The sequence below is a fragment of the Acinetobacter sp. ANC 7912 genome, assembly GCF_039862785.1.
GTDB classification, from domain to species: Bacteria; Pseudomonadota; Gammaproteobacteria; order Pseudomonadales; family Moraxellaceae; genus Acinetobacter; species Acinetobacter thermotolerans.
Genome location: NZ_CP156795.1, coordinates 465561 through 479499 on the forward strand (window position 1 = coordinate 465561; position 13939 = coordinate 479499).

Genomic DNA, 13939 nt, shown 5'->3' on the forward strand with positions numbered 1-13939 from the left:
ACTGGAAAACAATATGTCATTTTCTGACAAATTCTTCAAAAGTTCTTTGATTTTAACGTGAAAAAAGCGGTTTTCTATCGGAACTTGCACATGTGAGATGACAGTTCAGTCAGCCAATCTTTAGGGCTTTACTCAGAATTTATGGCAGAATATCCTTCGAAATGAAAGATTTTGTTATATTGCCATTTTTGGATCTCTCCAACATCGAATAGGTTGCCTATGAATGTCTTAACTCAAGAACTGGTTGAATTGCTTAGCCTGGAAAAGCTGGAAGAAAATATTTTCCGTGGAATTAGCCGTAACCTGGTAGGCAAACGCGTATTTGGTGGGCAAGTACTGGGACAGGCCCTACGTGCAGCGTCTTATACCACTGATCGTCCGGCACACTCGCTGCATGCCTATTTCCTGTTTGGTGGAGATGTCAACGCGCCGATTATTTACGAGGTGGACCGTATTCGTGATGGCAAGAGCTTTGTCAGCCGTCAGGTACGTGCGATTCAGCATGGCCGTACCATCTTTATGTGTATGGTATCGTTTGCGCAGCCTGAAGAGGGGCTGAACTACCAGATTTCTGAACCGGAATATCCGCCCGTTGAAGAACTGAAAAATGAAGCGGAACTGAAAAAGCAGATTGTCGAATTTGTTCCGGAAAATGTCCGTGCTTCGTTTATGCGTGACCGTCATGTGGAAATCCGTCCGGTGATGCCAGTGAATCCGTTCCAGCCACAACCGGAAGCACCGAATTATGCACATTATGTACGTACCCAAGATCGTATCGCACCGGAAGTTGATGAGGTGTCTTTGCATCAGGCCATTGCGGCGTTCTACTCAGACTTTACCTTGATGACCACGGCACTGCGTCCGCATGGCCTAAGCTATTTGTCTCCAAATCTGCAATGTGCCAGCATTGACCATGCCATGTACTTCCATAAGCCATTCCGTGCTGATGAATGGATGCTGTACGATATGGATGCGACCATCAGTGCTAGCTCACGCGGCCTGAACTTCGGTCGGATGTGGCAGAATGGAGAACTGGTGTGTAGCACGACTCAGGAAGGTTTGATCCGCCTGCGTGAAATCGAAACCCAATAAATTCAAAAAAATAAAAAAAAGCCGGATTTGATTCCGGCTTTTTTTATGAGCATCTCACACGCTTAGTGGCAATGTGGCACATCACTCGTTGAATGCTTGTGACAACCTTGCTGATCTTTATTGCCCGAAGAATGTGCAAAAACCTGCCCAATGCTGCAAATCAGTGCAACAGCAATCATCATTTTTTTCATGAACACTTCTTTCCTTTTCTAAACGCAAACTTATTGCACTTATAAAGCACATTGCATGCCAAAAATCAGCGCATTGCGATATGTCTTAAATGCATAATCAAAGCGGTTTTACTGCGAAGCATTTATAAAATTTTACTCGATTATCCAGCACTTGCATGGCATAGTGCCGCTTAAGTTCAATATTAAAACGTCGATCAAGATGAGCTTAAATACACAGATTTTAATTGCCGCTGTATTGGGTGTTCTATTTGGTTTTTTACTGACACTTTTTCCACAAACTGGCTTTGGAAGCACCAGCCTGTATGGTCTTGGTATTATCAGCAGTATCTTTATCGGCTTGCTGAAAATGCTGCTAATTCCGCTGATTTTTAGCTCGATTGTAGTTGGGGTCTCTAATTTACAAGCGGGTGGTCAGCTGAGCCGGACCTGGAAAATCACGCTAGCTTGTTGTGTCACGACAACTACACTGGCACTGATTCTGGGACTGACCTGTGCCCATCTGTTTAATGTCGGCAAGGGCGTGGATGTACTGATGTTCCAGGAAGCGATGGCTCAGCATCAAACACCGGATACCTTAACGCCGTCATCGTTCTTTACCAACTTTATCCAGAATACCCTGATTAATCCGTTTAAGGCTTTTGCTGATGGCAATGTGCTAGCGGTGGTGGTATTTGCACTCTTTTTGGGGGTGGCACTGGTCGCAGGCGGGGACAAGTTCCGTACCGTACGCAAGCTGAGTATTCAGTTCTTTGACATCATGATGCTGATGATTGGCTGGGTGATGAAACTGGCACCGTTCGGGATTTTTGCCTTGCTGGCCAAGCTGATCGCGACGGAAGACATTACCGTATTGAGTCGCCTGGCTGAGTTTGCCGCTGTGGTCACCGGTACCACGATTTTCCATGGTGCCGTGGTGCTGCCATTATTGCTGTGGATTTTCGGCAAGATGGATCCGATCACATTCTTTAGAGGGACTCGTGCTGCGCTGATTACGGCTTTTGCCACCAGTTCCAGTTCCGCCACCATGCCGCTGTCGATGAAATGTGCACAGGAAAATCTCGGTGTACGTCCACATACTGCAGGTTTTGTGATTCCACTCGGTACTCAGCTGAACATGGATGGTACAGCATTGTATGAAGCAGCTGCAGCCTTGTTTATTGCTAATCTGATGGGGCTGGATCTGACTTTAGGTCAGCAGTTGGTAGTTTGTGCTACTGCGATGATTGCTTCCTTAGGCGCACCGGGAATTCCAAGTGCAGGCATGGTGACCATGATCATGGTACTGCAATCGGTGGGGTTACCTGCTGAAGCGATTGCTATTCTGCTGCCGATTGACCGTCTGCTAGATACCGTGCGCACGGTGGTGAATGTGCAAGGGGATATGATGATTAGTGTAGTGGTGGATCGGCATACCCGCGAACCACAGCTGGATTAATCCATTTCTAGACTTGGGTTAAACACCACTTCCCATAAGTGCCCATCGGGGTCCTGAAAATAGCCTGCATAGCCGCCATAAAAAGTCGTTTGTGCAGGCTTGATTATTTTGGCGCCAGCACGTTCAGCTTGTGCTATCACCTGATCGACTTCCAGTGGACTATAGACATTATGACCGATGGTCATTTGTGTTGGGCACATCGGTGTAAGTTCCAGTCCAGTATCATGCGCAATACTGTTTTGTGGCCAGAGTGCCAGTCTGAGCCCTGACTACAGGTCGATAAAAGCCACGGCGCCGTATTCAAATTCCTGACCGATAATTCCTTCGCTGGGAAAGCCCAAGCCATCCCGGTAGAAATGCAGCGATGTTTGCAGGTTGCTGACTCCCAGGGTAATCACTGAAATCCGGGCTTGCATAGCTCTATCCTGATGATGATTGTTATCGTTCTATCTTAGGACAAATAAAAAGCAGGGAAATATCCCTGCTGTTCGAAATTGTAATAAAGGAAAGGGCTTAGGCGACTTTGAGGCCAGCGCGTTTTGCTGCAGCGGAATGTTGCAGATAATGTAGCGCATCCTCGGTATTGGCCTCATGCACTGGGTCATACCACGGCATCATATAACCCAACTGTTGAGACACCAGCCACAGAGGATTTGGCAACAGGCGATTGTCCTGCTGGGAAATGCGCCACCATTCTTTCCAGATCCATGGTTTATACACCGCAGGTTTGTATTGTTTAAAACGTGGATCTTGTGACAACAGATGCGCGGCACCATCGACCCATAGTCCAATCACCCCAATAATCACGACGATACTAAGATAATAGCGGGCCAAATAACTGCCACCGAGATGCCGGTAAAGGTCAAAGGCGACACTGCGATGCTCGATTTCTTCTGCGCCATGCCATTTGACTAGATCTAGCATATTCGGGTCGGTACCGAGCCGCTCCCATTCAGTATTGTAGAGCGCATATTTTCCAAGGACACAGGTCATGTGTTCGACTGTGGCAATAATGCCGAGTCGGAACAGGTCCCATTGATGGGCTGCGATATTTGGAATTTTTAGTCCAAGTGGTTGGTCTGCCAGCAGCTTGTTAAACAGGAAATTCATGATCTCCAGATTGCGCTGGATATCAATCTGACGCTCAGTCAGATATTCCTTGTTTGCGGAGTTATGTGCCTGCGCATGCATAGCTTCCTGGCGGATAAAGGCTTGCACATCAGCTCGTAGTTTTTCATCCGTAATCTGTGGCAGCACTTTGTTATATAGTCGGCAGAACCAGAATTCACCAGCTGGCAGAATATTATTAATTTCATTCACAAAGTAGCTGGCAAAAGGCTGATCTGGAATCCAGTCTATCGGCGTGTCTTGCCATTCAAATCTGACTTTGCGTGGCTGGATGAAATAGGCGATTGAAGAGCCAATTTTTTTTGTTTTGAAGCGGGGAAAGTAAAGACATGGCGGTGTATCCATCACTGCTTGTAGAAAGTCAGTATGAAAAAAATATCCCGTACGGCTGTAGGCAATACGGGACATTCTTTTATCCGATGGAACACATTCGGGTTATTTTTGTGGATCCTGTTCTACAATCTCTGATTTATCAGCTTCGATTGGCTCGTCCAGGGCATTTAATTCGCTAGGAGTAACTTCATCGGCTTGCTCTGCGTCTGCTTCTTCATCTTCTAGCTCAACAGATTCAATAGGTGCATCCGTCTGGTTCAGATCATGCAATGACGCTTCCGGAATAGCATCCAGATCAAAGTCATTGGACTGATCCAGCGTATAGTTCAGACGACCGGCCATGACGCTTGCCAGTTCTTCCAGTCCTTCTTTATTTAGAGAGGAGAATAGCTGAATCGAGAAATCCAGCTTCATTTTCTTCAGCTGGGCTTTAACTTCCTGTAAGGCTTTGGAAGCAGGACCACGGTTCAGTTTATCCGACTTGGTTAGCAACACATGCACGAACAGGTGACGCGAATAGGCCCATTCCAGCATCATCACGTCAAAGTGTTGCAGTGGATGGCGGATATCCATCAGCAACACCAAGCCTTGCAGACTCTTACGGTGAACCAGGTAATTTTCTAGCTCTTTCTGCCAGACGATTTTCATCGCTTCCGGTACCGCAGCATAACCATAACCCGGCAAATCGACTAGACGCTGATCCGGATTGCCCAAACTAAAGAAGTTGATCATCTGGGTACGGCCAGGCTTTTTCGACGCACGCGCCAGCTGTTTCTGGTTGGTCAGGGCATTGATGGCACTGGATTTACCTGCGTTAGAGCGGCCGGCAAATGCCACTTCATAACCGGTATCTTCCACACAAAGACTCAGCTTTGGTGCACTCATTAAAAATTCAGCTTTGCGCAGCCAGTTGAGGGCGTGCCGCGAATATTCAGTAATGGCCGGATCAACTTTTTTGGCATAGCTAATCTTTTGCTTTGGGGCATTGGCTGCCTTACTGTTTTTCGACTTTCCTCTGCTGTGGTGCATGGCTCAACTTCAAACTTAAATTTACAAGCAGCCATTATAAAGGAAGTCATCCGGGCAAGCGAACTTTCCGCAAAAGTCATATAGGGAGAAATGAAAGGAAAATTAAAGATTGATCAGACTGATCGGTGATTGGGTGCTGTAGTGCCCCTGCAATGGAGTCACGACATCACTCAAGCTATATTGATCTAAACTGGCATAAAACTGTTCCACAGCATTATCAAGAATACCTTTCAGACCACAGTTACTCCGCAGCACGCAGGGTGGGGTATTACATTCCACCACTTGGCTGTCCTGTTGCAGGACTCGTACGATTTGACCTAGGGGAATTTTCAGGGTGAGCGGATTCAGACGAATGCCGCCGCCACGGCCGCGAGTGGTAATCAGCCAGTCCTGCTTCGCCATAAAATGTACAATTTTCATGGCATGATTCTCCGACACCTGCAGCTCATTTGCCAGTTCCGCAATGTTGTACGGCACTTCTTTCGGCTGGGCGATGTACATAAGAATCCGTAAAGCGTAATCGGTAAATTTATTTAACTGCATTATAAAACAGGAGTTTTCATAAAAGTCAGGGCTAGTCTAACACAGCCAGACTAGCCCTTGTATGCTTTCAGTTTAAGCTGACTGCTTAGTGGCGAACACCACCAGTACCGAAGGCTTCACTGTGAATATTCTCGGCAGGGATGCCTCGAGCAACCAGGGCTTTATGCTGTGCCGCCATAAATGGCATTGGACCACACAGGTAATAGTCGGCATTTTCTGGAAGTAGTGCACGGTCAATTATGCTCAGATCCAGACGGCCAGCAAAATCATAATCCTCACCCAGCTTGTCACTGGCATGTGGGAATTCGTAGGCAGTTACTGTATGCAGGCGTGGATATTTTGCTTTTAGCTCATGAATGTGCTGTTTCATCGCATGTACCTGTTTGCTACGGCAGGCATGAATGAAAGTTACAGGTTGTGGCATATCCAGAGTCACCAGCTGGTTCAGCATGGCGACCATAGGAGTCAGACCTACACCACCACTGATAAACACATTACGTTTGTTTGGATCGATCAGGTAGAAGTTACCTGTTGGTGCAGATACTTCAATTTCCGAACCTTCTGGCAGGCTGTGCAAAGTATTAGATACCCAGCCTGGTACCATGTCACCTTTCTGGTCTTCACGTTTTACTGAAATACGCAGGTAATCTGCTTGTGGGCAAGTTGAAAGCGTATATTGACGTGGCTGTCTCAGGTTGAGTTCAGGTATGAATACACGTACTGAAATGTATTGGCCCGCTTCATATTTTGGTAAAGGACCACCGTCGACTGGAGCCAGGTAGAAGGAAGTGATTTCGTCACTTTCCACCACTTTCTTGGCAATCTTGAAGTTGCGCCAGCCTAACCAGCTACCTTTAGTTTGTTCATGCTGGTCGTAAATCGCTTTTTCAGTCGCGATGAACAGATCCGCCAGTTGACCATAGGCTGCAGCCCACGCCTCAATCAGTGGATCATCCATTGAAATGTTGAGCACTTCACTGATGGAATGCAGCAAGTTTTCCCCAACAATGCTGTAATCCGGTGCCTTGATGTTCAGGCTCACGTGTTTGTGTGCGATCAGCTCAACCACAGGTAACAGCACAGAAGGATCTTCAATATTTTCTGCGTATGCTAGTACCGCACCGGCTAGGGCTTGTGCCTGCGCACCACTACGCTGATGACCCATATTAAAAGTTTCTTTCAGGTCCGGGTTATTGCCCAGCATGCGGTTATAGAAATAACCAGTTAACGCAACGCCGTTTTCACGAAGAACAGGAACAGTGGCTTTTACAAGTTCAATTTGCTGTGGAGTCATAGCTGATCTCTCATGGCTGTTATTTATAAGATGTATTTACAATACATCTTTAAAGATGTATTTACAATACATCTTTAAATTAAAACCATGAAAAAATTATGGGATATAAAAATATCCCATAAAAATGATGCTTTTGATCGGAGAAAGGAGAGGTTATTTACGGCCGAAGAGGGAACCTAATAAGCCACGGACAATTTTCTGCCCAGTGTTGCTACCCAGACTGCGCGCTGCACTTTTGGCAAAAGTCCCGACAATGTCCTGAGTTAGCTTTTCACGCTGCTTGGCTGCACGTTCGGCTTCTTTTTGCTGTTCACGCGCCAGACGTTCCTGTTCCTTGGCTTGCTGTTTAACCAGGGCTTCCTGTTCTTTGGCTTGTTGCTTGGCAAGCTCAGCGGCTTGTGCCTGTTGCTGACGTTCAGCAACCTTATTCTGCAGCATTTCGTACGCACTATCCCGGTCGACCTGCTGCTCATAAATGCCCGCCACGATGCTTTGCTGCATTAAAGCTTTACGTTCTTCAGGTGTAATCGGGCTAAAAGAGGAATGCGGTGGCATGATCCAACCACGTTCCACAATTTGTGGAGTACCTTTCTCATCCAGACAGCTAATCAGGGCTTCACCCACAGCAAGTTCAGTGATGGCTTCCTGCACTTTAAACTCCGGATTAGCTCGGAAAGTATCTGCTGCCGTTTTGACCGCTTTCTGGTCTTTTGGGGTAAAGGCGCGTAAGGCATGCTGAATACGGTTGCCGAGTTGTCCTAAGACACTTTCCGGTAGATCCAGCGGATTCTGGGTAACAAAGTAAACCCCGACACCTTTGGAGCGGATCAGACGCACCACCTGTTCAATTTTGTCCTGCAGGGCAGGGCTGGCATTATCAAAGAGTAGGTGGGCTTCATCAAAGAAGAACACCAGTTTCGGTTTGTCCACATCACCGACTTCTGGCAATTGCTCAAACAGTTCCGACAGCATCCACAGCAGGAAAGTGGCATAGAGTTTTGGTGTATTCATCAGCTTGTCGGCAGCGAGCAGGTTAATGTTACCGCGGCCTTGGCTATCCGTTTGCAGGAAATCCATTAAGTCCAAGGCTGGTTCGCCAAAGAATTTATCGCCACCCTGATCAGCAAGCGCGAGCAGGTTGCGTTGAATGGCACCGAGACTGGCAGGAGAGAGATTGCCATATTCCGCTTTAAAGTCTGCCGCATGTTCGCTGACATAACTCAGCATGGCTTTCAGGTCTTTAAAGTCGATCAGCAACAAGCCCTGATCATCAGCAATCCGGAACACGGCGGAAAGTACGCCTTCCTGGGTGTCATTCAGGTTCAAGATACGGGCAAGCAGAAGCGGCCCAATTTCGGAAATGGTGGTGCGGATCGGATGGCCTTGTTCGCCAAACAGATCCCAGAATACGACAGGAGATGCTTCAAAAGGAACCGAATCGATATTCAGGCTTTTAACCCGTTCATTAAATTTAGGATTATTTTCGCCCGGCTTGGCCAAGCTGGAGACATCGCCCTTGGCATCAGCAAGGAATACGGGTACACCAATCCGGGAAAAGTTTTCTGCCAACACTTTCAAGGTCACGGTTTTTCCCGTTCCGGTGGCGCCGGCAATCAGTCCATGACGGTTAGCGAGCTGTGAATGCAGCACAATTTCTTGCGTGGTATCACTGGTTTTTTTTGCAATGACAATTGGTGTACCCATATATTTTCCTGTTGTTATTTATTCGTTTTTCACTTTTTTCATCTGTTGTAATGCATGTTGAATATCCTGAATCAGATCTTCCGGATGTTCCAGACCGATACAGAACCGCACCAAGAAACCCTCTTTTAAATGTGAATGTTCCAGCACACGCATTTCTTTTAAGTTATATAGCATGACTAGGCTGACAGGGCCACCCCAACTAAAACCTAACTTAAATAACTGTAAAGCATCACAGAAGTTACGGATATCCTGCAGCTGGTATTTGCTGTCAAAAATCACGCTGACCAGCCCGGCACTATGACCTTGCTTGCAAATTTCTTTCCAGTATTCATGACCGGCGCTGTGTGGATCAGCTGGATGCAATACCTGGACAAATTCCTGCTGCTGTTTCAGCCAGGCTAGTACTTTGATTGCGCTGCTGGACTGATGTTCATAACGCAGCTGCATGGATGGAAGGCTGCGTTGCACTTGTGCGACATCATCACCGGATACAGAAATACCTTGGATCGCATGTGCACGGAACAGTTTGTGATGCAGATCCTTGTCACGGGTTACCACTGAACCCATCAGGATGTCACCGCCACCACTTGGATACTTGGTCAGAGCATGTACGGAAATGTCGACACTCAGGTGTTCATCACCGAAGTCAAAGGCATTAAAGGCCAGTCCCGCACCCCAAGTATTGTCCAGGGCAGTCAGGATGTTGTGTTCTTTAGCTTTTTTTACCAAACCATTCAGATCTGGGAATTCCAGGGTGACTGAACCAGCAGCTTCCAGCCACAGCAGCTTGGCTTTTTTTGATGGGCTAAAGCTGTCGACATGTAGCGGGTTATAGACTTCCACCTGAATACCGTAATGGGTTTCCAGATTGCGCAGATGCTCCATATTCGGGCCATAAATATTGTCCGGCACCCAGACCTCATCACCATGGCTTAAAAAGCAAGAATTCACGAGATTAATCGCGGATAAACCGCTTGGTGCCAGCAGGTGATACAGGCCACCTTCAATCTGGGCAATGTTGTCGCCCAAGGTAAAGGTTGTCGGTGTGCCATGCGTGCCATAACTATAGTCATAGTCATCAGTCCAGTGGCGATTAAATAGGGCATCCGTATTCTGGAAAATAATCGTGGATGCACGATAGAGGGGAGGTTGAACCGTAGAAACGTATTGAGGGGCCTTTCGTGGTGCATGAATCAAGGCGGTTTGTGGATTTTTTTTCACGCTATTGCTCATCTCTGGAGTCAAAAACAGTTTTAGCTTAAGAGAATATGCGATTTCACGCTACTAAGGTTATGAATTGTTTAAAAAGCTTATACAAAATAAAAGTTGGCTTCATTTTTGCAAAACCAAGCACATACATATAGATACAAGAATAGGTTGTAGCGCATGAAGTCGCATTTACGAGTACATTATTTTCAGCATATTGCTGGTGAAGGATACGGTAGTTGTGTTGATTTTTTAAAGCAGCATCAGGCGCGCATTACAGCGACTGAATTTTTTGCTTTACCGGTGGATCGTCCGCTGGATATTGAGGCATTGCCTGATGTAGAAGAGGTTGATTTGCTTATCATTATGGGGGGTACCATGAGCGTGAATGATGAGGCAAATTATCCTTGGCTGAAAATCGAAAAACGCTGGTTAAGGCGCTATCTGGCACAAGGTAAACCGGCGATTGGCTTGTGTCTGGGGGGGCAACTGATTGCCAATGCTTTGGGGGCAGCAGTCAGTCGTAATTCAGAACAGGAACTGGGCTGGATGTCAGTCAGCAAAGTCAAGAATGTGCCGGAAGAATGCTTTAGCTTGCCTGAACAATTCAGGATTCTGCAGTGGCATAGCGAGACTTTTGAAATTCCAAAAGGCGCGATTCATCTGGCGGAAAATGAAGCCTGTCGGAATCAAATGTATCAATTGGGCAAGAATGTTTTGGGTTTCCAGTTCCATCCGGAAATTACTCCGGAAACCTTGCAGCTCTTTTTGGAGGATGATGATGAATTGGCTCACTTTAAGGGGAAATATGTACAGTCTGCGCATGAGTTACGAAAAAGCCCAAAAAGCAATTTTATTGAAGGAAATCAATTATTAAATCGTGCCATTGAATATGTGGTAGAAAAAACCGCCTAGTGCATGAAAAACAAGCTATTGATTTGGTGGATAAAATGAAAATAAGCCTAAAGCTATAAAAGGGATTTGCTTATGCATTAAACAATGGCTATAATAGGCCACCCTTCAATAGGAAGGGGGTTAACTGCGAAGAAAGTAGTTAACTATCGTTACAGTCGTGGCATCGATCATGACCTTAGTGATAATTCACTGCTCTTGACACTTACCTTGGAATAGTGGGGTGAGATGCGTCAAGAGTGATTCTTTATATATTTGGCTTGGAGTTTACTGGTATGTCTAACCAGAGAATTCGTATCCGTCTTAAGTCTTTTGATCACCGTCTTATTGATCAATCAGCTCAAGAAATCGTAGAAACAGCAAAACGTACTGGCGCACAAGTTTGCGGTCCAATTCCAATGCCTACACGCATTGAACGTTTTAACGTTTTAACATCACCACACGTTAACAAAGATGCGCGTGACCAATACGAGATCCGCACTTACAAACGTCTGATCGACATCGTTCAACCAACAGACAAAACTGTTGATGCATTGATGAAGTTAGATCTTGCAGCTGGTGTTGATGTTCAGATCGCATTGGGTTAAGGCTTTCGGGTTAATTAACACTCTGAGTTAATTAGGCCGCTTTTTTAGAGGTTTATGCACATGGCTATTGGTTTAGTCGGTCGCAAGTGCGGTATGACACGCATCTTCACAGATGCTGGTGTTTCTGTGCCTGTTACAGTGATTGAGGTTGATCCTAACCGCATCACTCAAATCAAAACGCTTGAAACTGATGGTTATCAAGCGATTCAAATCACTACTGGTGAACGTCGCGAATCACGCGTAACTAACGCTCAGAAAGGTCACTTTGCGAAAGCTGGTGTTGCTGCTGGTCGTCTGGTTCAAGAATTCCGCGTTTCAGAAGCTGAGCTTGAAGGTCGTGAAGTTGGCGCTACTATCGGTGTAGATCTGTTCACAGTTGGTCAAATCGTTGACGTAACTGGTCAGTCTAAAGGTAAAGGTTTCCAAGGTGGTGTTAAACGTTGGAACTTCCGTACTCAAGACGCTACTCACGGTAACTCTGTTTCTCACCGTGTTCTAGGTTCTACAGGTCAAAACCAGACTCCTGGTCGCGTGTTCAAAGGCAAAAAAATGCCTGGTCACCTTGGTGCAGAACGCGTAACTGTTCAGGGTCTTGAAATTGTATCTATCGACACAGAACGTTCAGTTCTAGTAGTTAAAGGTGCGATTCCTGGCGCTACTGGTGGCGACGTAACTGTTCGTCCTACGATCAAGGCCTGAGGGGAAATAACGTGAATTTAAATACTGTTTCCGGCTCTGCTGTTGAATTATCAGAAGTTGCGTTCGGTCGTGAATTTAATGAAGCACTTGTACACCAAGTTGTAACAGCTTACTTAGCTGGTGGTCGTCAAGGTTCTCGTGCTCAAAAATCACGCGCAGACGTTTCTGGCGGTGGTAAAAAACCTTTCCGTCAAAAAGGTACTGGCCGCGCTCGTGCTGGTTCTATTCGTAGCCCAATCTGGGTTGGCGGTGGTAAAACTTTTGCTGCTCGTCCACAAGACTGGTCTCAAAAAGTAAACCGTAAAATGTACCGCGGTGCTATGCAATGCATCCTGGCTGAACTTGTTCGTCAAGATCGCCTTGTACTAGTTGAAGAGTTTGCAGTTGCAGCTCCTAAAACTAAAGAATTGCTTGCAAAACTTAACGACTTGAATGCAACTCGTGCATTAATCGTTACTGATGCTGTTGATGAGAACTTGTATCTAGCTGCACGTAACCTTCCACACGTTGATGTGGTTGATGCTACAGCTATCGATCCAGTTAGCTTGATCGCGTTCGATAAAGTTGTTATGTCTGTAGCTGCTGCTAAGAAAATTGAGGTAGAACTCGGATGAACAACGAACGTTTATATCAAGTCCTCAAAGGACCTGTTTTCTCAGAAAAAGCACAAGTTTTAGGTGAAACTGCTGGTGTTCAAGTTTTTAAAGTTGCTACTGATGCAACTAAACTTGAAATCAAAAAAGCAGTTGAACAATTGTTTGGTGTTCAAGTTGTTAAAGTTAACACTACGATCACTAAAGGTAAAACTAAACGCTTTGGTAAGACATTAGGACGTCGTTCTGATGTTAAAAAAGCATACGTCACCCTGAAAGCTGGCCAAGATGTAGAAATGGCTGACTTGGGCGATGCCGCTGAAAGCGCAGCGGAATAAGGACGAAAACTATGCCTATTCAAAAATGTAAGCCAACGTCTCCAGGACGTCGCTTTGTAGAGAAAGTGGTTCATGATCACCTTCACAAAGGCGCTCCTTATGCTCCACTAGTTGAAGCTAAAAAACGTACTGGCGGCCGTAATAACAACGGTCACATTACAACTCGTCACGTTGGTGGCGGTCACAAACAACACTACCGTATCGTAGACTTCAAACGTAACAAAGACGGCATCCCAGCTGTAGTTGAGCGTATCGAATACGATCCAAACCGTACTGCGCACATCGCGCTGTTGAAGTATGCTGACGGTGAACGTCGCTACATCATCGCGCCTAAAGGTTTACGTGCTGGTGATTCAGTTCAATCTGGTAACGATGCTCCAATCCGTCCAGGTAACTGCTTACCACTTCGTAACATGCCTATCGGTTCTACTCTTCACAACATCGAGCTTAAAATCGGTAAAGGCGCACAATTAGTACGTTCTGCTGGTGCTTCTGCTCAATTGTTGGGTCGTGACGGTTCATACGCAATCATTCGTCTTCGTTCAGGTGAAATGCGTAAAGTACACGTTGAATGTCGCGCTGTGTTAGGTGAAGTATCTAACTCAGAAAGCAACCTTCGTTCATTGGGTAAAGCTGGTGCATCTCGCTGGCGTGGCGTTCGTCCTACCGTTCGTGGTATGGCGATGAACCCAATCGATCACCCGCACGGTGGTGGTGAAGGGCGTAACAAAGGTATTCAACCTGTAAGCCCATGGGGTCAAAAAGCTAAAGGGTACAAGACACGTACCAACAAGCGTACGACTAAGATGATTATTCGCGACCGTCGCGTTAAGTAACAAGTAAAGGAATCTGACA

At 46.2% G+C, this 13939-nt stretch carries 14 protein-coding genes and 2 pseudogenes; 8 read left to right on the top strand and 8 right to left on the bottom strand.

What is annotated here, in order from left to right; genetic code table 11:
* Positions 1-219 precede the first annotated feature (219 nt).
* On the top strand, positions 220-1092 hold the full coding sequence (locus ABEF84_RS02260; RefSeq protein ID WP_347453548.1) for an acyl-CoA thioesterase II: 873 nt from the start codon (positions 220-222) through the stop codon (positions 1090-1092).
* Positions 1093-1154: 62 nt separating this feature from the next.
* Here ABEF84_RS02260 and ABEF84_RS02265 read toward each other — a convergent pair whose 3' ends face one another.
* Entirely contained in the window at positions 1155-1283 is a 129-nt protein-coding gene (locus tag ABEF84_RS02265) for a hypothetical protein (protein WP_347453549.1), read from the bottom strand.
* Between the two features lie 199 nt (positions 1284-1482).
* Between ABEF84_RS02265 and ABEF84_RS02270 the strand changes: the two genes are divergently transcribed.
* Positions 1483-2718, top strand: coding sequence for a dicarboxylate/amino acid:cation symporter (locus ABEF84_RS02270; RefSeq protein ID WP_347455506.1), 1236 nt, complete (start codon positions 1483-1485; stop codon positions 2716-2718).
* On the opposite strand, the pseudogene ABEF84_RS02275 reads toward ABEF84_RS02270, so the two are convergent.
* From ABEF84_RS02275 to ABEF84_RS02305, 7 genes and pseudogenes are all read right to left on the bottom strand, one after another.
* Positions 2715-3134 (bottom strand): annotated as a pseudogene (locus ABEF84_RS02275) (VOC family protein). The gene ABEF84_RS02270 and the pseudogene ABEF84_RS02275 overlap by 4 nt on opposite strands.
* Before the next feature lie 97 nt (positions 3135-3231).
* Positions 3232-4191 carry a metal-dependent hydrolase gene (locus ABEF84_RS02280; protein ID WP_347456346.1) on the bottom strand — a complete coding sequence of 320 codons (960 nt, stop codon included), beginning with the start codon at positions 4189-4191 and terminating at the stop codon, positions 3232-3234.
* 240 nt (positions 4192-4431) lie between these two features.
* A pseudogene (yihA, locus tag ABEF84_RS02285) lies at positions 4432-5208 on the bottom strand (ribosome biogenesis GTP-binding protein YihA/YsxC); the annotation flags it as partial.
* A gap of 102 nt (positions 5209-5310) precedes the next feature.
* Positions 5311-5751 (bottom strand): Rrf2 family transcriptional regulator, encoded by a 441-nt coding sequence (locus tag ABEF84_RS02290; RefSeq protein WP_034587494.1) that lies wholly within the window; start codon positions 5749-5751, stop codon positions 5311-5313.
* Between the two features lie 85 nt (positions 5752-5836).
* Entirely contained in the window at positions 5837-7045 is a 1209-nt protein-coding gene (gene hmpA, locus ABEF84_RS02295) for an NO-inducible flavohemoprotein (RefSeq protein ID WP_034587492.1), read from the bottom strand.
* 153 nt (positions 7046-7198) lie between these two features.
* The gene (locus ABEF84_RS02300; protein WP_034587491.1) at positions 7199-8749 is read right to left on the bottom strand and encodes a helicase HerA-like domain-containing protein; all 1551 of its coding nucleotides are present in this window, start codon (positions 8747-8749) and stop codon (positions 7199-7201) included.
* An 18-nt stretch (positions 8750-8767) separates the two neighbouring features.
* Complete coding sequence (locus ABEF84_RS02305) at positions 8768-9970, bottom strand: PLP-dependent transferase (RefSeq protein ID WP_347453551.1); 1203 nt, start codon at positions 9968-9970, stop codon at positions 8768-8770.
* A 165-nt stretch (positions 9971-10135) separates the two neighbouring features.
* On the opposite strand from ABEF84_RS02305, the gene ABEF84_RS02310 reads away from it, so the two are divergent.
* The 6 genes from ABEF84_RS02310 to rplB all read left to right on the top strand — a co-directional run bounded on the left by ABEF84_RS02310 (position 10136) and on the right by rplB (position 13920).
* The gene (locus ABEF84_RS02310) at positions 10136-10870 is read left to right on the top strand and encodes a type 1 glutamine amidotransferase (RefSeq protein ID WP_034587490.1); all 735 of its coding nucleotides are present in this window, start codon (positions 10136-10138) and stop codon (positions 10868-10870) included.
* Between the two features lie 272 nt (positions 10871-11142).
* On the top strand, positions 11143-11454 hold the full coding sequence (rpsJ, locus tag ABEF84_RS02315) for a 30S ribosomal protein S10 (RefSeq protein WP_000070912.1): 312 nt from the start codon (positions 11143-11145) through the stop codon (positions 11452-11454).
* A gap of 60 nt (positions 11455-11514) precedes the next feature.
* Complete coding sequence (gene rplC / locus ABEF84_RS02320) at positions 11515-12153, top strand: 50S ribosomal protein L3 (RefSeq protein WP_034587488.1); 639 nt, start codon at positions 11515-11517, stop codon at positions 12151-12153.
* Positions 12154-12164: 11 nt separating this feature from the next.
* Positions 12165-12767 (top strand): 50S ribosomal protein L4, encoded by a 603-nt coding sequence (rplD, locus tag ABEF84_RS02325; protein ID WP_034587486.1) that lies wholly within the window; start codon positions 12165-12167, stop codon positions 12765-12767.
* Entirely contained in the window at positions 12764-13084 is a 321-nt protein-coding gene (rplW, locus tag ABEF84_RS02330) for a 50S ribosomal protein L23 (RefSeq protein WP_034587480.1), read from the top strand. Before rplD ends, rplW begins: the two co-directional genes overlap by 4 nt.
* A gap of 11 nt (positions 13085-13095) precedes the next feature.
* Positions 13096-13920 (top strand): 50S ribosomal protein L2, encoded by an 825-nt coding sequence (gene rplB, locus ABEF84_RS02335; RefSeq protein WP_034587479.1) that lies wholly within the window; start codon positions 13096-13098, stop codon positions 13918-13920.
* Positions 13921-13939: the final 19 nt, after the last annotated feature.